General features: G+C 42.3%; 15 protein-coding genes. 12 read left to right on the top strand and 3 right to left on the bottom strand.

Features of this window, described 5'->3' with window-relative positions:
* The first annotated feature begins 3 nt into the window (after positions 1–3).
* The 3 genes from AA0Y26_RS16120 (at position 4) to AA0Y26_RS16110 (ending at position 2,384) form a co-directional block, all read left to right on the top strand.
* Entirely contained in the window at positions 4–555 is a 552-nt protein-coding gene (locus AA0Y26_RS16120) for an RDD family protein (RefSeq protein ID WP_413363098.1), read from the top strand.
* Positions 556–782: 227 nt separating this feature from the next.
* Positions 783–1,289, top strand: a complete 507-nt coding sequence (gene tpx, locus AA0Y26_RS16115; RefSeq protein ID WP_413363096.1) for a thiol peroxidase — start codon at positions 783–785, stop codon at positions 1,287–1,289.
* 168 nt (positions 1,290–1,457) lie between these two features.
* Entirely contained in the window at positions 1,458–2,384 is a 927-nt protein-coding gene (locus tag AA0Y26_RS16110; protein WP_413363095.1) for a class I SAM-dependent methyltransferase, read from the top strand.
* Positions 2,385–2,685: 301 nt separating this feature from the next.
* Here the strand turns inward: AA0Y26_RS16110 and AA0Y26_RS16105 are convergent, their stop codons facing one another.
* Entirely contained in the window at positions 2,686–3,132 is a 447-nt protein-coding gene (locus AA0Y26_RS16105) for a universal stress protein (protein WP_413363094.1), read from the bottom strand.
* Between the two features lie 276 nt (positions 3,133–3,408).
* Between AA0Y26_RS16105 and ald the strand changes: the two genes are divergently transcribed.
* Positions 3,409–4,542, top strand: a complete 1,134-nt coding sequence (ald, locus tag AA0Y26_RS16100) for an alanine dehydrogenase (protein ID WP_413363093.1) — start codon at positions 3,409–3,411, stop codon at positions 4,540–4,542.
* Positions 4,542–5,309, top strand: a complete 768-nt coding sequence (locus AA0Y26_RS16095; protein WP_413363092.1) for an ABC transporter ATP-binding protein — start codon at positions 4,542–4,544, stop codon at positions 5,307–5,309. Before ald ends, AA0Y26_RS16095 begins: the two co-directional genes overlap by 1 nt.
* A gap of 194 nt (positions 5,310–5,503) precedes the next feature.
* Here the strand turns inward: AA0Y26_RS16095 and AA0Y26_RS16090 are convergent, their stop codons facing one another.
* The gene (locus AA0Y26_RS16090; RefSeq protein WP_413363091.1) at positions 5,504–6,595 is read right to left on the bottom strand and encodes a M24 family metallopeptidase; all 1,092 of its coding nucleotides are present in this window, start codon (positions 6,593–6,595) and stop codon (positions 5,504–5,506) included.
* 119 nt (positions 6,596–6,714) lie between these two features.
* Here AA0Y26_RS16090 and AA0Y26_RS16085 point away from each other — a divergent pair, with 119 nt between their 5' ends.
* Both AA0Y26_RS16085 and AA0Y26_RS16080 read left to right on the top strand, forming a co-directional pair.
* Positions 6,715–7,398, top strand: coding sequence for a metal-dependent hydrolase (locus AA0Y26_RS16085; protein ID WP_413363090.1), 684 nt, complete (start codon positions 6,715–6,717; stop codon positions 7,396–7,398).
* 192 nt (positions 7,399–7,590) lie between these two features.
* The gene (locus tag AA0Y26_RS16080) at positions 7,591–8,898 is read left to right on the top strand and encodes a DRTGG domain-containing protein (protein WP_413363089.1); all 1,308 of its coding nucleotides are present in this window, start codon (positions 7,591–7,593) and stop codon (positions 8,896–8,898) included.
* Between the two features lie 104 nt (positions 8,899–9,002).
* Here the strand turns inward: AA0Y26_RS16080 and AA0Y26_RS16075 are convergent, their stop codons facing one another.
* Positions 9,003–9,320 (bottom strand): YtpI family protein, encoded by a 318-nt coding sequence (locus AA0Y26_RS16075; protein WP_413363088.1) that lies wholly within the window; start codon positions 9,318–9,320, stop codon positions 9,003–9,005.
* Between the two features lie 94 nt (positions 9,321–9,414).
* Here AA0Y26_RS16075 and AA0Y26_RS16070 point away from each other — a divergent pair, with 94 nt between their 5' ends.
* From AA0Y26_RS16070 to AA0Y26_RS16050, 5 genes are all read left to right on the top strand, one after another.
* Positions 9,415–10,359 carry a DHH family phosphoesterase gene (locus tag AA0Y26_RS16070; protein ID WP_413363087.1) on the top strand — a complete coding sequence of 315 codons (945 nt, stop codon included), beginning with the start codon at positions 9,415–9,417 and terminating at the stop codon, positions 10,357–10,359.
* An 18-nt stretch (positions 10,360–10,377) separates the two neighbouring features.
* A complete protein-coding gene (gene dnaE / locus AA0Y26_RS16065) occupies positions 10,378–13,470 on the top strand; it encodes a DNA polymerase III subunit alpha (protein WP_413363086.1) in 3,093 nt (1,030 codons plus the stop codon).
* Positions 13,471–13,599: 129 nt separating this feature from the next.
* On the top strand, positions 13,600–14,229 hold the full coding sequence (locus AA0Y26_RS16060; protein ID WP_413363085.1) for a FadR/GntR family transcriptional regulator: 630 nt from the start codon (positions 13,600–13,602) through the stop codon (positions 14,227–14,229).
* Between the two features lie 13 nt (positions 14,230–14,242).
* Positions 14,243–15,109 (top strand): acetyl-CoA carboxylase, carboxyltransferase subunit beta, encoded by an 867-nt coding sequence (accD, locus tag AA0Y26_RS16055; protein WP_413363084.1) that lies wholly within the window; start codon positions 14,243–14,245, stop codon positions 15,107–15,109.
* Complete coding sequence (locus AA0Y26_RS16050) at positions 15,102–16,058, top strand: acetyl-CoA carboxylase carboxyltransferase subunit alpha (RefSeq protein ID WP_413363083.1); 957 nt, start codon at positions 15,102–15,104, stop codon at positions 16,056–16,058. Before accD ends, AA0Y26_RS16050 begins: the two co-directional genes overlap by 8 nt.
* The last annotated feature ends 47 nt before the right edge of the window (positions 16,059–16,105 follow it).

Raw genomic sequence — 16,105 nt, 5'->3', positions numbered from 1 at the left:
TGTATGTTTGAAAAAGAAGAAACTACGGTCATTCCTAAAGAGCGAATTGTAAAAGAAGTTGAAGTATATGAGGAGAAGGCGGCAGGCTTTTGGATACGCTTTTGGGCATTTTTGATTGATACCCTTGTTATTTCAGCGATTATTGGCATTGTAGTCAATCCGATCTTCCACTTAATGGATTGGAGCTTCGATGAGTCAGTATGGTATCGGCCAATCGTTATTCTGTCTGCAATAGTCTATTATGCATACTTTATTCTATTGACGAAACTTTGGAGCCAAACGGTCGGCAAAATGATCTTTGGCCTGCGGGTCAAAAAAGACAATGGCAAGCCAATGGATTGGTTATCTGTTCTCTTCAGGGAAGGTATTGGCCGATTTATCAGCAACACGTTTTTTAAATTACCATATTTAATTGTTGTGTTTACACCAAATCATAAAGCTATTCAGGACTTTGTAGCAGATACAACAGTAGTGCATGAAGAGGTATTTTCGAAGAAAAAGGTTTTAACACAGGAAATATCGGATACTAATATAGTATCGACACCTTCAATTTGACGATGAAGAGAGCGCCTGAAAATTTATTTTTAGGCGCTCTCTTTACGATGTGGGTGGTAGGGTATTTTACTGAATTAGAAAGCATGCTTCATTAATAGATATGTATCAAGAATAATAGAGCTGTCTAGAACGGACAGCATCTTTTCCTTTTCTATGAAGCGTTGGAAGTTGCATTCTTTCTGTTAAATCTAGTAAGATAAAATACATATAGTAAGGAGGCGTTTTCATTGGTTCAAACTACATTCAAACAAAGTCCGGTAACGTTAATCGGCAGTGAAGTAAAAGTAGGAGACACAGCACCTGATTTTAAAGTGCTGGCAAATGATCTATCAGAAGTAACATTGAAAGATTCAGCAGGGAAAATTCGCTTGTTCAGTGTTGTCCCTTCCTTGGACACAGGAGTATGTGATGCTCAAACAAGAAAATTCAATGAAGCTGCTGCTGAATTCGGCGATCAAGTAATCGTTTATACAGTATCGATGGATTTGCCATTTGCTCAAAAGCGCTGGTGCGGTGCTGCAGGTATCGACAATGTCGTAACTGTATCTGACCACCGTGATGGCTCTTTTGGTGAAGCATACGGTGTGCTCATTCAAGAACTACGCCTATTAACTCGTTCTGTATTTGTAGTAGACGCACAAGGAAAAGTAACATATGTTGAATATGTTCCAGAGGCGACTGATCATCCAGATTATGATGCAGCAATCGAAGCTGTAAAAGCATTGACTAAATAATATTCTTTTTCGTACTTTTATAGTAAAGTGTAAAAGGACAAACTCGGACTCACTCGACAGGGTGAGTTCTTTCATTTACGGAAAGTAATTTATTTTATAAAGTTGTGAAGGATGAGGCACATCTTCGTCATTGAGACAGAAATGTGTTTTTAGGAAAGGAAGTTTTGGATGGAAAAGTTTGAACAGATTTTTACGATTGTGAATGAGCAGGCGGAGAAATTCGAGAAACAGGATATGACGTATTTGGATGGGGTTCTTGCAACGCTTGAAGGAACCCTTGACGGGAAATTTACATGGCAGGTAGAGGGCGCTGCGAAAGAAGACATGCGTAAAGCAATCCAAATTGCCATTTTAAAGGGAATGCGGAAGAATACACAGCCTAACCATCAAATGACGCCGGATACATTAGGACTGCTTGTAAGCTATTTTGTAGAGCAGTTTTATGAGGAAGAACTGAAAAAAGGAGCGATTTCTGTAGCAGATTTAGCCGTTGGAACAGGCAACTTGATGTTTACTGTGATGAACGCACTTGAAGGAAAGGTAATGGCAACAGGTGTCGAAGTAGATGAGTTATTGATTCGTTTAGCTGCAGCCACAGCCGAGTTGATCGAGCAGCCGATTTCTTTGTATCGACAGGATTCTCTGGAAGCTCTCCTGGTAGATCCGGTTGATGCAGTTGTGTGTGACTTGCCGGTCGGCTATTACCCAAATGAAGAGGTAGCACTTGATTACGAATTATGTGCAGCTGAAGGGATGAGCTACTCACATCACCTATTTATCGAGCAATCATTGAAGCATACGAAAGAAGGCGGCTACCTGTTCTTCCTTATTCCAGCAACATTATTTGAATCTGAGCAGGCGAAAGAGCTGCATCAATTTATTAAAAAGCATGCATGGATTCAGGCCGTTATCCAGCTGCCAGAGGGAATGTTTACCTCACGTGCACATGAGAAGAGTATCCTGATCTTGCAAAAACAAGGGGTAGAACTGAAAGCCCCACGAGAAGTGCTGCTTGCTAAGGTGCCGAACATGGGCAATAAAGAGGCGTTAGCCATGTTCTTCGAAAAAGTACAGATGTGGAAAGAAAGTAAATAAGCGAGGACCGTCTCTTGAGAGGCGGTTTTTATTTTTCTCACCAGAGGCTTACCAATTTTATAATGGAGAGGTGAAGAGCAGGGTTGAATCCTTTGCAGAGTTCTGCCTATTCGCTAAAAAATAAGCCCCTTCAGCGAGTCACCTGATTTGGAAAAGATTCTTAAAGGAGAAATGAATCTAGGTTTATCACACTTTAACCAGAATGTGCCCTTAAAAATAATAAAATAGAATAATCAAAAAGAGCTTCCCGTAAAGAAGCTCTTTTTGGTTAAGCGTTTTTAATTTTAGTAGGAATTAAAAATCACTCGGGAGTACGGATGACAAGTACGTCACATTTAGCTGAGCGTACGATTGCTTCCGATACGGAACCGATTAGGAAACGTTCTACAGCATTAAGACCAGTAGCACCACAGACGATTAAGTCGGCATCTACAAGGTTTGATAAGTCTTTCGTAATAATGTTTTTTGGAGAACCGTATTCAATAATCACTTTTACGCTTTCAACACCTTCAGCTTCAGCTTCAGCTTTGTATCCATTTAATAACTCTTCAGCGTGTTGTTGAGCACGTTCAGCAATGGAACGGTCATATGCTTCAATTGCAGCAAATGAACGAGTATCGATTACATTCACCAAGTTTAAAGTACACCCTGTATTACGTTTGGCTACATCGATTGATTTACGAAATGCATATTCTGCCTCTTTAGAGCCGTCTACAGCAACTACAATGCTTTTATAATGGTTTGCCATCTTCCATTTCCTCCTTTATTTGTATATGCTGATTGTATCAAAAGCAGTAAATATAAAATAGCCAATAAGTAAAAAATGACAACTTGTTCACATGAATTCTGTAGTTTATGTGAATTTTTTGGCTTTTACTTGTATATTCCTTAATAGATAAACAATTAAACGAGAAAGAAAAAGAAATTGTTTTCAAAGTTCGGAATTATCCACTTACTAAATTTGTATAAAATGATACAATGGATTTGACAATTTAACTGTCATTCAACAGGGGAGGGCAAATGTATGAAAATTGGAGTTCCAAAGGAAATTAAAAACAATGAATACCGTGTAGCAATGACACCTGCTGGAGTCATGACGCTTACGGGTGTAGGACATGAAGTAGTCATCGAAGCAGGAGCGGGAGCAGGGTCTTCCTTTACAGATGAAGATTACAAGCGTGCTGGCGCAACGATTGTCAGTACAGCAGCGGAAGCTTGGGATGCTGATATGGTAATGAAGGTGAAGGAGCCTTTAGAAAGCGAATTTGCTTACTTCCGTGAAGGGCTTATTTTATTCACTTACTTGCACTTAGCTCCAGAGCCGCAGTTAACAAAGGCATTGCTTGAAAAGAAAGTAGTAGGCATCGCCTATGAAACTGTACAGTTAGCGAACCGCTCGTTGCCATTGCTGACACCGATGAGTGAAGTTGCAGGGAAAATGGCGACACAAATTGGTGCCCAATATTTAGAGAAACTTGAAGGCGGGAAAGGAATCCTGCTTGGCGGTGTACCTGGTGTACCACGAGCGAAAGTAACAGTTATCGGCGGAGGTATTGCTGGAACAAACGCTGCAAAAATTGCAGTAGGGATGGGTGCAGATGTTACAATTATCGATTTAAGTGCAGAACGACTTCGTCAGCTTGATGACCTTTTCGGTAACGATGTACAGACGTTAATGTCGAACCCATTCAATATTGCTGAAAGCGTGCGTACATCCGATCTTGTCATCGGTGCCGTATTGATTCCGGGAGCAAAAGCACCGAAGCTTGTTACGGAAGAAATGATTCAATCTATGCAGCCTGGCTCAGTTGTCGTGGATATCGCCATCGATCAAGGCGGTATTTTTGAAACAAGTGACCGTGTAACAACACATGATGATCCAGTATATGTAAGGCACGGGGTTGTTCATTATGCAGTAGCGAATATGCCGGGAGCTGTTCCGCGTACTTCCACGATTGCTTTAACAAATAATACAGTACCATATGCGCTTGAAATTGCTAATAAGGGCTTTATTCGTGCATGCACACAAAACCCGGCACTGCAGCTTGGATTAAACACAGTAGATGGAGAACTTGTATATGAAGCTGTTGCTGATGCGCAAGCATTGACTTATACACCAGCAATGGACGTTATCAATCGCTTGGCTGGATTATCCTAATGATCCGAATGGAAAATCTTCTCCTTTATCGAAACGGGAAAACAATTTTACGAGATGTTTCCTGGGAAGTGCAGGACGGAGAGCATTGGGCTATTCTTGGGCTCAATGGCAGTGGCAAGACGACGCTGCTGAAGGTGATCAATGGCTACCTTTGGCCAAATGAAGGGTCGGTACAAGTACTTGGAGAAACTTTCGGAAAAACCGATATCAGGGAAATCCGCAAATCGATTGGATGGGTCAGTGCAGCGATGGTTGAAGAGTTTGACCGTCGTGACCCTGCTATAGAGGTTGTTCTGAGCGGGAAATATGGTGCCATTCGTTTATTTGAGTCAGTCACCGAAGAGGAAATTGCAGAAGGTGTCCGCCTGATGATGCGTTTCGGAATCTCACACCTTGCGAACAGTGCATTTGAATACTTATCGCAGGGAGAACGGCAACGGGTACAAATCGCACGTGCTATGATGGCAAAGCCGAAACTGCTTATTTTAGATGAGCCGTGTACAGGATTGGATTTAGTGGAGCGAGAGCATTTACTGAATACGATTAGTGAGCTGGCGGAGGAAGGAAACGTAACTATCCTTTATGTTACCCATCATGTAGAGGAGGTCCTGCCTTGCTTCACTCACACATTATTGATGCGCGACGGTCAGGTTTTTGCACAAGGTGAAAGTGCTTTGCTCCTGAACGAAGACACCTTATCTTCATTTTTTAATCATGACATTGCAGTTCGGTTAGAAAAGGGGAGAGCCTGGGTAGCAGTGAAATAGCAGAGTAAATGGAAAAACGAGTGGAGGCTGTATGAGCTCTCCACTCGTTTTTTAGGTAAGGAATTATAAAATTGCAGAATATAGGAATGTTTAAGTATCTGCGCTGCCTCTTTATGGCCGCTTTACCTTTCACTATGTGTAATAAGCACACAGGAGGGGTGCTCCTAGGGCTCATTACAGCATAAAAGGTTGTCTTATCGATTGATAATCGTTAATTCTTTAGGGAATTTTGTTAGTATCTCGACACCGTCTTTTGTAACAACTACATCATCTTCAATCCGCACACCTGTTACATCTGATTTATAGATTCCCGGTTCGATTGTAAAGACCATTCCTTCTTCCATAAGCATTTCATTTACTCCTGTAATAGAAGGAAATTCATGAACAGAAATACCAAGTCCATGTCCTAGACGGTGTGGGAAATATTCGCCGTATCCTGCATCTGCGATGACATCACGTGCTATTTTGTCTAAATCCATCGCACGTACTCCTGGTTTCACTGCTGCGATGGCATCTTCATTGGCTTTTAAAACAGTATGATAGATGGCGCGCTGGGCATCGTTAACTTCTCCAAAGGCCACTGTTCGTGTAATGTCTGAGCAATATCCTTCGTAAATGACACCAAGGTCAAATAAAACCATATCTCCACGTTTGATTTTACGGTTGCCTGGTACGCCGTGCGGGGAAGCAGATTTTTCTCCTGCAAGTACCATTGTATCAAAGCTCATTGCATAGCCTTTTGCTTTTACAGCCGATTCAATTTCATTTAAAACTTCTAATTCAGTTTTACTTTCTGCAAGTGCATCACAGCCGACTTGTACAGCGTAATCTGCCAGTTCGGCTGCCTTGCGCATCTTGTCTAATTCCTCGTTAGATTTAATCACTCGCATTGCATTGATTTGGTCATCCAGGCGTTCGAATTTTGCATCGGGGTAGTGGGCAATCAGTTCCTCTAAACGTTCTACTGTTAAATGTGCTTTTTCAATTGCAAGAGATCTTACTGTTACACCGCGTTTTGCTACAGCTTGTGCCACTTTATCCCAGGCATTCTCCGTATCCAAATGGCCGATTGCCTCAAAAGACCAGCCTGCTGCTACGGCATCTGGTACTTCCATTTGCGGGCAGATTAAAAATGGCTCTGCTTCTTGAAATACCATAACACCAAGCAATCTTTCATGGGGTTCGCTCATGAAACCTGAGAAATAGAATACATTGTCAGGTGTTGTGATGAAGGCAGCTTCTATATGTTTCTCCTTTAAATAATCTTGTAGTTGTTGTAGTTTCATAAAAATAAAGCCTCCTAGCAATTATTTGTGAATTGCAATAAAAAGCATATCAGAAAAAAGGACTTTCTGCATTATTGTCGAAGTAAAGTGAGTGAGAAATAGTTTGAAGGAGGGTTTTGATGAAAATTTCGTATCATGGTCATTCTGTTGTGAAAATTGAAACAGAAGGAAAAACGATTTTAATTGACCCATTCATCAATGGAAACGATTTAACAGATTTAAAAGTAGAGGAGCAAAAACCGGATGTCATTTTATTGACGCACGGCCACAATGACCATGTGGGAGACACTGTGGAAATTGCAAAGGCAAGTGATGCCCTCGTGGTAGCCCCTAACGAATTGGCAGTTTATCTTGGCTGGCAAGGACTAAATACACACCCGATGCATATCGGGGGAGCGCGCCAATTTGATTTTGGTAAGGTGAAGTTCACACAAGCATTCCATGGATCATCTTATACAACTGCTGATAATGAAATTATTTATACAGGCATGCCGGCAGGAATTCTATTCACAGCAGAAGGAAAAACAATTTATCATGCTGGCGATACAGCGTTGTTTTCTGATATGAAGCTGATTGGCGAACGACACCCCGTTGATGTTTTGTTTATTCCAATCGGTGATAATTTTACAATGGGACCTGAAGATGCAGCGTATGCCGTGTCTTTGATTAAGCCGAAAATTGTGGTACCAGTTCATTATAATACGTTCCCGCCAATCGAAGTGGACCCACAGAAATTTGCTGATTTAGTCGAAGGAGCAGATGTCCAGATTCTACAAGCCGGGGAATTTGTTACATTCGAATAAGATTTTATCGTCCATCTTGCTCAAAAGCGCAGGGAAGGCCAACATACAGGCTTTTCCTGCGCTTTTTATCATAAGAAGAACAAGAAAAAGCAATCTTAAAGAAATTGAAGCGGCAACTCTAAATTTTCGTAACAAAATGTAGAAATATGGTACACTAATGGCAGGAATGAATGATGAGGAATAGGTGATATTGTGTCAACAAAACATGAAAAGATTTTGCAATATATTGAATCGTTACCGGTAGGGGATAAGATTTCGGTACGCCAGATTGCAAAGGAAATGCAAGTGAGTGAGGGAACGGCTTACCGTGCGATAAAGGAAGCGGAGAACCGAAGACTGGTAAGCTCTATTGAACGAGTTGGAACGATTCGTATTGAAAAGAAAAAAAAGGAGAACATCGAGCGTCTGACATTTGCGGAAATCGTCAATATCGTAGATGGACAAGTATTAGGCGGGAAAGATGGCCTACATAAAACGTTGACGAAATTCGTCATTGGTGCGATGAAGCTGGAAGATATGATGCGTTATACGGACGCAGGAAGTTTATTAATTGTAGGTAACCGTACGCAGGCACATGAGCATGCTTTGACGGCGGGAGCAGCGGTACTTATTACAGGTGGCTTTGATACGACCGATGAAAACAAGCGCCTGGCAGATAAGTTGGAATTGCCGATAATATCGACGAGCTATGATACGTTTTCAGTAGCTACTATGATAAATCGTGCCATTTATGACCAGTTGATCAAAAAGGATATTTTGTTAATTGAGGATATTTATATCCCAATTGAAAATACCGCAGTGCTGCGTAATGATCAGACAATTATGCATTTCCGAAAAAAAAATGCATCGACGACCCATGGTGCATTTCCTGTAGTGACAGCTCAGAATAAACTGGTTGGGATGGTTACTTCGAAGGATGTCATCGGTAGAGAGGATGACGAGGCGATTGAAAAGGTAATGACAAAAAATCCAATTGCTGCTTCCATGAAAACGAGCGTTGCTTCAGCAGGCCACCGTATGATCTGGGAAGGAATCGATCTTATTCCAGTAGTAAATGATGATGGTGTTTTAAAAGGAGTTATCAGCCGTCAAGATGTGCTGAAGGCAATTCAAACAGCACAGCGTCAGCCGCAGCATGGAGAAACAATTGATGATTTAGTAAAAAATGAAATGAAAGTAATGGGTGATGAGGAGGTTATGGTGGAATTTACCGTAACCCCGCAGATGACAAATCAGTTTGGGGCGCTCTCTTATGGGGCATTTACAACTTTGCTGGCAGAGGTAGGATCGTTTGCATTAAAACGCCGAAAGCGCGGTGATGCTGTAGCAGAGAACATGACGGTTTACTTCATTAAACCGGTTCAGATGGAAAGTGTGCTGACAGTAAAACCGCGGATTTTGGATATGAGCCGTAAATTCGTGAAAATGGATTTTGAAGTATTTAATGGCACGATTCTTGTAGGGAAGGCAATGATGATGTTCCAGCTATTAGAGCGATAAGTGGACAAACCCATTCTTATAGATGGCTGTGCCGCTGCTTCAGGGTAGAAAGCCTAGTTTTCTCAGCCAAATAAAAAAGAGGCGGCAAATAGCCGCCTCTTCTTTCAAAATTCCTGATTCAATCTATATTCCTCTTCAACAAATTGCCCTTCATGACGTGCACGCTTATAGTTATTAAATGCCAGTCCGGCGCCCATAATAACAAAGACAACAGCGACGCCATAGCCTACGAAGGTTGGATAGATAATCGTCACATTCAAGCCGAAGAAAATCATAAAAATGCCAAGAGCTGTACCAGCTTTTGCTGTATACCATTTTTTTCGGATTGGGAGTGTTGAACGGAACTGTTTCGTTTTATAATAGAAATAAGCAACGAAAGATAGGATAATACCTGCAACAAATAAATAATTTAATATACTCATAGTGAACCTCCAATTAAAAGCAAAGCTGCTATTATTGTAACGACTTTGTGGAAAAATTGCGAACGGAATTCACTGCATAGTAGGAGGAATCGTCTTGAAACGACAAATCATTGACACAATTGAGAAATATGATCATATCATTATTCATCGACATGTAAGACCCGATCCTGATGCATACGGATCACAGTTTGGACTATCGGAAGTGATTAAACATAATTATCCGGAAAAAGTCGTCCATACAGTCGGAGAGCATGATGAGTCGTTGACATTTTTGCGCACGCCCGACCGTATTGAAGATGAGGAATTTCAGCATGCGCTCGTCATTGTAACGGATACAGCAAACACAGAACGCATCGATGATCAGCGCTACACAAAAGGTGATTTTCTAATTAAAATCGACCATCACCCGAATGATGATCAATACGGGGATCTATTATGGGTAGACACAAACGCAAGCTCCTGTTCTGAAATGATCTATGACTTGTATGAAGAAGGAAGAGATTATAAAGGATGGTCGCTTTCGGATGAAGCAGCACGTCTATTATTTGCGGGGATTGTCGGAGATACGGGGCGTTTCTTGTTCCCAAGCGCTACATTGAAGACATTTGAAACGGCGGGTCATCTTATTCAATATAATTTTGATCGCAACGCTGTCTATGACGGCATGTATGAAATGGACCGCAAGCTGCTGAATTTACAGGGCTATATTTATCAAAACTTTGTAATTGACGAGCAGGGAGCAGCTTATATAAAAGTGACAAAGGACGTGCTGAAGGAGTTTGATGTGACCCCTTCGGAAACTTCATTACTTGTCGGATCACTTGGGAATGTTAAAGGAATCTGTGCATGGGTTTTCTTCATTGAAGAAGAAGGATCGATTCGCGTGCGCCTTCGTTCGAAGGGACCGATCATCAATCAGTTGGCTAAAAAATATAACGGCGGCGGCCATCCGCTGGCATCAGGCGCTTCTGTTACGACATGGGAACAGGCAGACGCTGTCATTTCCGATTTAGCAGAAATTTGCCGCAATCACCAATAATTTTCAAGGAGGGATGAAATGGTGGTACCAATTGTTTATCCACAAATACGGACAAGTGCCGATCTATTAAAGAGTACTATTCGTATGGAATCCCTCATTCCTTTTTTACAACAGCAAAAGGCAGAAGCTTGTGCAATCGTAAATTCTAAATTGTACGGGCTTTTGCCTTTTTGGCATGCAACAAAAGGGGCGGGGATTCATGCAGTCATTGGACTGTCAGTACGTGTTCAATTTACGGAGGAAATCGTGCTTCCGCTTGTCCTGTATGCAAAAAATAATGCGGGCTACAAAAGCTTATTGAAAATCAGCAGCTCCGTAGCCATTCGTTCGGATGAATTGCTTCCCTGGCGATGGCTTGCGGGGTACGCAAATGGATGTGCTGCGGTTATTCCGTCTCTGGATGATCAGGGAAGCTGGCTGCGCTTGGAGGCAGGAGAATTTGTAAGAGAGCTAAAGCAGCTGTTTCAATCTAACTTATATATGGGAATATCCCGCAAAAATCAGCCTTCTCGGGAAGAGCTGGTTGCTGTTCAGACAGCCCAGGAGTTAAACTGCAGCATAATTGTGCTTCATGAAAGTACATTCCTGCGGCCTGAGGATCATTTTGCTTATGAGGTGGCCCGTGCTATTGAGACCGGGGTAAAACTAGGTGAATCCTTACAGGGGAACAAAACGAAGCATCAATTTGTACCGACAGCAGAAGAGTTGACAACCCTTTTTGCAGACCGGGAAGAATGGCTGAATAATACAAGAGAGCTGCTGCTAAGTTGTCAGGTAGATTTAACTTTTGGACAGACATTTATGCCGAAATTTCCTGTAGAGGAAGAAAAGACGGCGGAACAGCTGCTTTATGAGCATGTTATATATGGTCTGAAGGAGCGTCTGCAGACAGCTGAAATTCCCTCTCCGTATGTAGAAAGACTGCAATATGAACTGCAGACAATCAATTCGATGGGGTATGCAGATTACTTTTTAATAGTAGAAGACTTCATGCGCTTTGCAAGAGAAGCTCAGATTCTTACAGGACCGGGAAGAGGTTCTTCTGCTAGTTCGCTTGTAGCCTATGCCCTGCAGATTACACAGGTAAATCCATTGCAGTATGATCTATTGTTTGAACGGTTTTTAAATCCAGAACGTGTTTCGTTACCAGATATTGATATTGATTTTGTCGATACAAGGCGTCAGGAAGTAATTGATTATGTAGCAAAGAAATACGGGAAGCAGCATGTAGCGCAAATTATCACGTTCGGTACATTATCAGCGAAGGCTGTAGCTCGTGATGTTGCTCGTATGTTTAATTTTGAAACCGAAACGCTGGAAATGATTTCGAAACTGATCCCTAATCGTCATGGGATTACGCTTACCCAGGCGTATGCTGATTCACAGGCGCTTCGAGATTGGATCGGGCAGCAGGAGATTCGTATGCAGTGGTTTACTACTGCCCAGGCATTAGAAGGTTTACCTCGGAATGCATCCACTCATGCAGCTGGAGTTGTCCTGAGTCCTGTTCCGCTCGTTGATGTGATTCCGATAGAAGAAGGGCATGAAGGTGTATATTTGACACAGTGGCCGATGCAAGAAGTGGAAAAGAGCGGCCTATTGAAGATGGACTTTTTAGGGCTTCGCAATTTGACGATTCTTGAGCAGATTTGTCGATCGATCTCTTATACACACGGGATTACGATTGATTTGAATCGTTTGCCGATGAATGATGAAAAAACTTTTCGGCTGCTTGCCGCTGGAGATACATCGGGCATCTTCCAGCTGGAGTCAGAAGGGATGCGGGGAGCGCTGCGTGAAATCAAGCCGACGCATTTCTTGGACATTGTCGCTGTAAATGCACTTTACAGGCCGGGTCCAATGGATTTCATCCCTATTTATGCAAGACGTAAGCATGGACTGGAGCCGGTAGAGATGCCTCATCCGATTCTTGAGCCAATTTTACGCGAGACTTATGGGGTCATTGTGTATCAGGAGCAGATTATGCGTATTGCCCATCTTTTTGCGGGCTTTACAATAGGGGAGGCTGATTTGCTGCGACGGGCTGTCAGTAAAAAAAATAGGGAGATACTTGAGCAGCAGCGGGCTCATTTTGTAGAAGGAGCTCTCCGGCAAGGACATGATGCCCGAACGGCAGAAAGCATTTATGCATTGATTGTACGCTTTGCAGATTATGGGTTCCCGAAGAGCCATGCTGTTGCCTATAGTGTTATTTCCTATCAGCTTGCGTATCTAAAAGCAAATTATCCCGTAAATTTTTATGCGTCATTGCTAACGAATGCTACAGGAAATCAGGAGAAGCTAGCACAAATTCTGCTTGAGGCAAAGCAGAGGGGGATTGATGTGCTGCCGCCATCTATTCACAAGTCAGCCCGCCATTTCAAGGTGGAGAATGGCCGTATCCGCTTTAGTTTATCCGCCATAAAGGGTGTGCCGCAGCCATTCTTACAAAAGCTGCTCGCTGTGAGAAAAGAGAGGCAGCAGCCATTTGAAGACCTATTTGATTTAGCTGTATCATTAAGTGCGGCTACGTTTAACCGGAAAGTCATTGAACCACTGATTAAGGCTGGAGCACTTGATGAATTTGGGCGTGACCGTGCTGTACTGCTCGCTACGATTGAAGGGGCAGTAAAGCAGGCAGAACTTGTTCGCCCAAACGAGGGAGAGGACTTATTCTCAGATTCTTTCTTAGCGTTTGGAAAGCCAAAACATGTGCAGGTCGAACCAATTCCTGAAAAGAATAAGCTTCAATTTGAAAAGGAAGTACTAGGTTTCTATTTATCCGAGCATCCGGTGACAAAGCTTCGCCAGCAAGTTCCCCAAGTAAACGCGACAATGCAGACATTACGTTCGATGAAGACAAACAGTTATATGAAATGTATCGGGATGATTACGGATGTGCGCCAGCTGCGTACAAAAAAAGGAGAGCTGATGGCGTTTGCGCAATTAGAGGATGAGTTTGGCGCTGTGTCATTAACACTTTTTCCAAAGGAATACAATCAGGTAATGGGTAGGTTAAACGAGGACGTATTTGTTTTTGTAGAAGGCATCCTTGAATATCGATTCAATAAACCGCAACTGAAGGTAAAAAAGATAGAAATTAAGTTTTAAGCGTATATAGAGAGAAAAATCGTACAGGTTACTGTGCGATTTTTTCTTTACATTCGGGTGAACTTTTTGTATGCTGAAAATAGCTAACTGGTCAGACCACTTTTTGCGGATGATATTGAGGTGATGACATTGGAGCAAAAGCCAGCGAAAAAAATGTTTCTGCAGGTGGTAAAGCAGCTAAGGGAGCTGATTGTAGATCAGCGAATACAACCAGGTGATAAACTGCCCTCTGAACGTGTGCTCTGTGAAAAACTAAACACTTCGAGATCTTCTGTGCGAGAGGCGCTTCGAAGTTTAGAGCTGCTCGGGCTAATTGAGTCGAGGCACGGAGGCGGAACATTTTTAGCAGATGTAGGCGGGCATCAGCTCGTTGAAATTTTATCTTCTTTTATCCTGCGGGAGGAGAAATCCCAAGAGGATGTACATGCAACGAGAGAAATGCATGAAAGAGAGGCAATCCGCATTATATGTGCAGATCAAGAATTAAGAAGTCTGCCTATTTGGGATAGTCTGTTTGCACAAATTGAGCTGCAGCAAGAAATAAAAAGAGATGCTATTTTACGAGAGTGTGTCATTGCTGCAGGGAACCGATTAAGTCTTAAAATATGGATACAGCTCCATGCATATAGTATGACAGCATTAAAAGAACGGGTGACAGTGTCGGAAAAACAGGCACTGCAAATCTTGATAAAATCCATGCAAATGGGCTACATTGAGGAAGCAATTGAAGCTTATAACGAATGGATGGGCCAGATATAAAGGGGGAAGATTTATGGCAATTCGTGGTTTATTTTCAAAAACGAAAAAACGGGCGGTAGTAATTCAGCCAAAGGAAGAGAAGGTGTTTCCTGAGGGATTGATGATGAAATGTCCGGAATGTCGTAAAATTCATTTGACAAAAGAAATTCAGCAAAATCAAAAGGTTTGTCCAAGTTGTCAGCATCATTTAAAAATGACGGCAAATGAACGAATCGCCATCTTTTTAGATGAAGGAACATTTGAAAGTTTCGATAATCACCTTCAAACGACAAATCCTCTTAATTTTCCATCATATGTTGATAAGGTGCAAATTGATATGAAAAAGACTGGACTCAATGAAGCCGTTCTAACAGGAAAAGGGCAGTTGAAGGGACAGGATGTCATCGTTGCCGTAATGGATTCGCATTTCCGAATGGGATCAATGGGTTCTGTTGTAGGAGAAAAAATTACACGGGCAATCGAACGAGCGACAGAGGAACGTCTGCCATTTATCATCTTTACTGCAAGCGGCGGTGCCCGAATGCAGGAAGGCGTATTGTCGCTTATGCAGATGGCAAAGACGAGCGTTGCATTAAAACGGCATAGTGAGGAAGGCCTCTTATATATTTCTATTCTGACACATCCAACAACAGGCGGTGTATCAGCAAGTTTTGCGTCCATTGGGGACTATAATATTGCTGAACCACAGGCATTAATTGGTTTTGCCGGACGCCGTGTTATTGAACAAACAGTGCGGGAGAAGCTGCCGGAAGACTTCCAGACAGCTGAATTCCTGCTCGAACATGGGCAGCTTGACGCTATTTTCCACCGTCATGAAATGAAGGAAAAAGTAGCGATGCTTGTAAAGCTGCATGTGAAGGAGGATGTTTCCCATGTCTAAAACAATGGCATTTGAAGAACCCGTCATCAAACTGCGGGAAAAAATTGAAGAACTAAAACAAATTGCTGAGACGGCTGATGTAGATATGAACGGGGAAATCAGCAAACTTGAGGACCGTCTGTTCCAGCTAGAGCAAAATTTATATAGTAATATGGAGCCATGGGATCGAGTGCAGGTTGCAAGACATCCAGAACGTCCTACAACTTCGGAATATATTCAACTGCTGTTCGAAAACTTTATCGAACTGCATGGGGATCGCGTCTATGGAGATGATGCAGCCATTGTAGGAGGTATCGCTTCATTTAATGGTCAGCCGATCACGATCATTGGCCATCAGCGCGGCAAATCAACGAAAGAAAATATTCGGCGGAATTTTGGGATGCCGCATCCGGAAGGATATAGAAAGGCTCTCCGTCTGATGAAACAGGCAGAAAAATTCAATCGTCCAATTATTTGCTTTATCGATACAAAGGGAGCATATCCTGGAAAAGCTGCAGAAGAGCGTGGACAGAGTGAAGCAATAGCCAGAAACCTGTTTGAAATGGCGGGTTTACGGGTACCGATCATTAGCATTGTGATTGGTGAAGGTGGAAGTGGAGGCGCTCTTGCACTAGGGGTTGCGAATAAAATACTCATGCTGGAAAACTCTACTTATTCGGTCATTTCGCCGGAAGGAGCAGCATCAATTTTATGGAAAGATGCCGCATTAGCAAAGCAAGCAGCCGAAGCTATGAAAATTACTGCAATGGATTTAAAAGAAATGGGTATTATTGACGGAATTATTCCGGAAGTAGCAGGCGGTGCGCATCGCAACATTCCAAAACAGGCACTTACAATGCAGGAATGCATATCTGATACGTTGGCTGAATTGAATAAACTTTCGCCAGAACAGCTAGTTGAAGCAAGATATGAAAAGTTTAAGCAAATCGGACAGTATGAAGAAATATAGATTCATCATGTAACACCTGTATAAATTAGTGTGATTTGGAAAAGGTA

It is taken from the genome of Lysinibacillus canaveralius, assembly GCF_047301505.1.
Lineage (GTDB): Bacteria > Bacillota > Bacilli > Bacillales_A > Planococcaceae > Lysinibacillus_B.
Note: the sequence above shows the minus strand (reverse complement) of the source record. Positions and strands in the feature narration are given on the sequence as shown.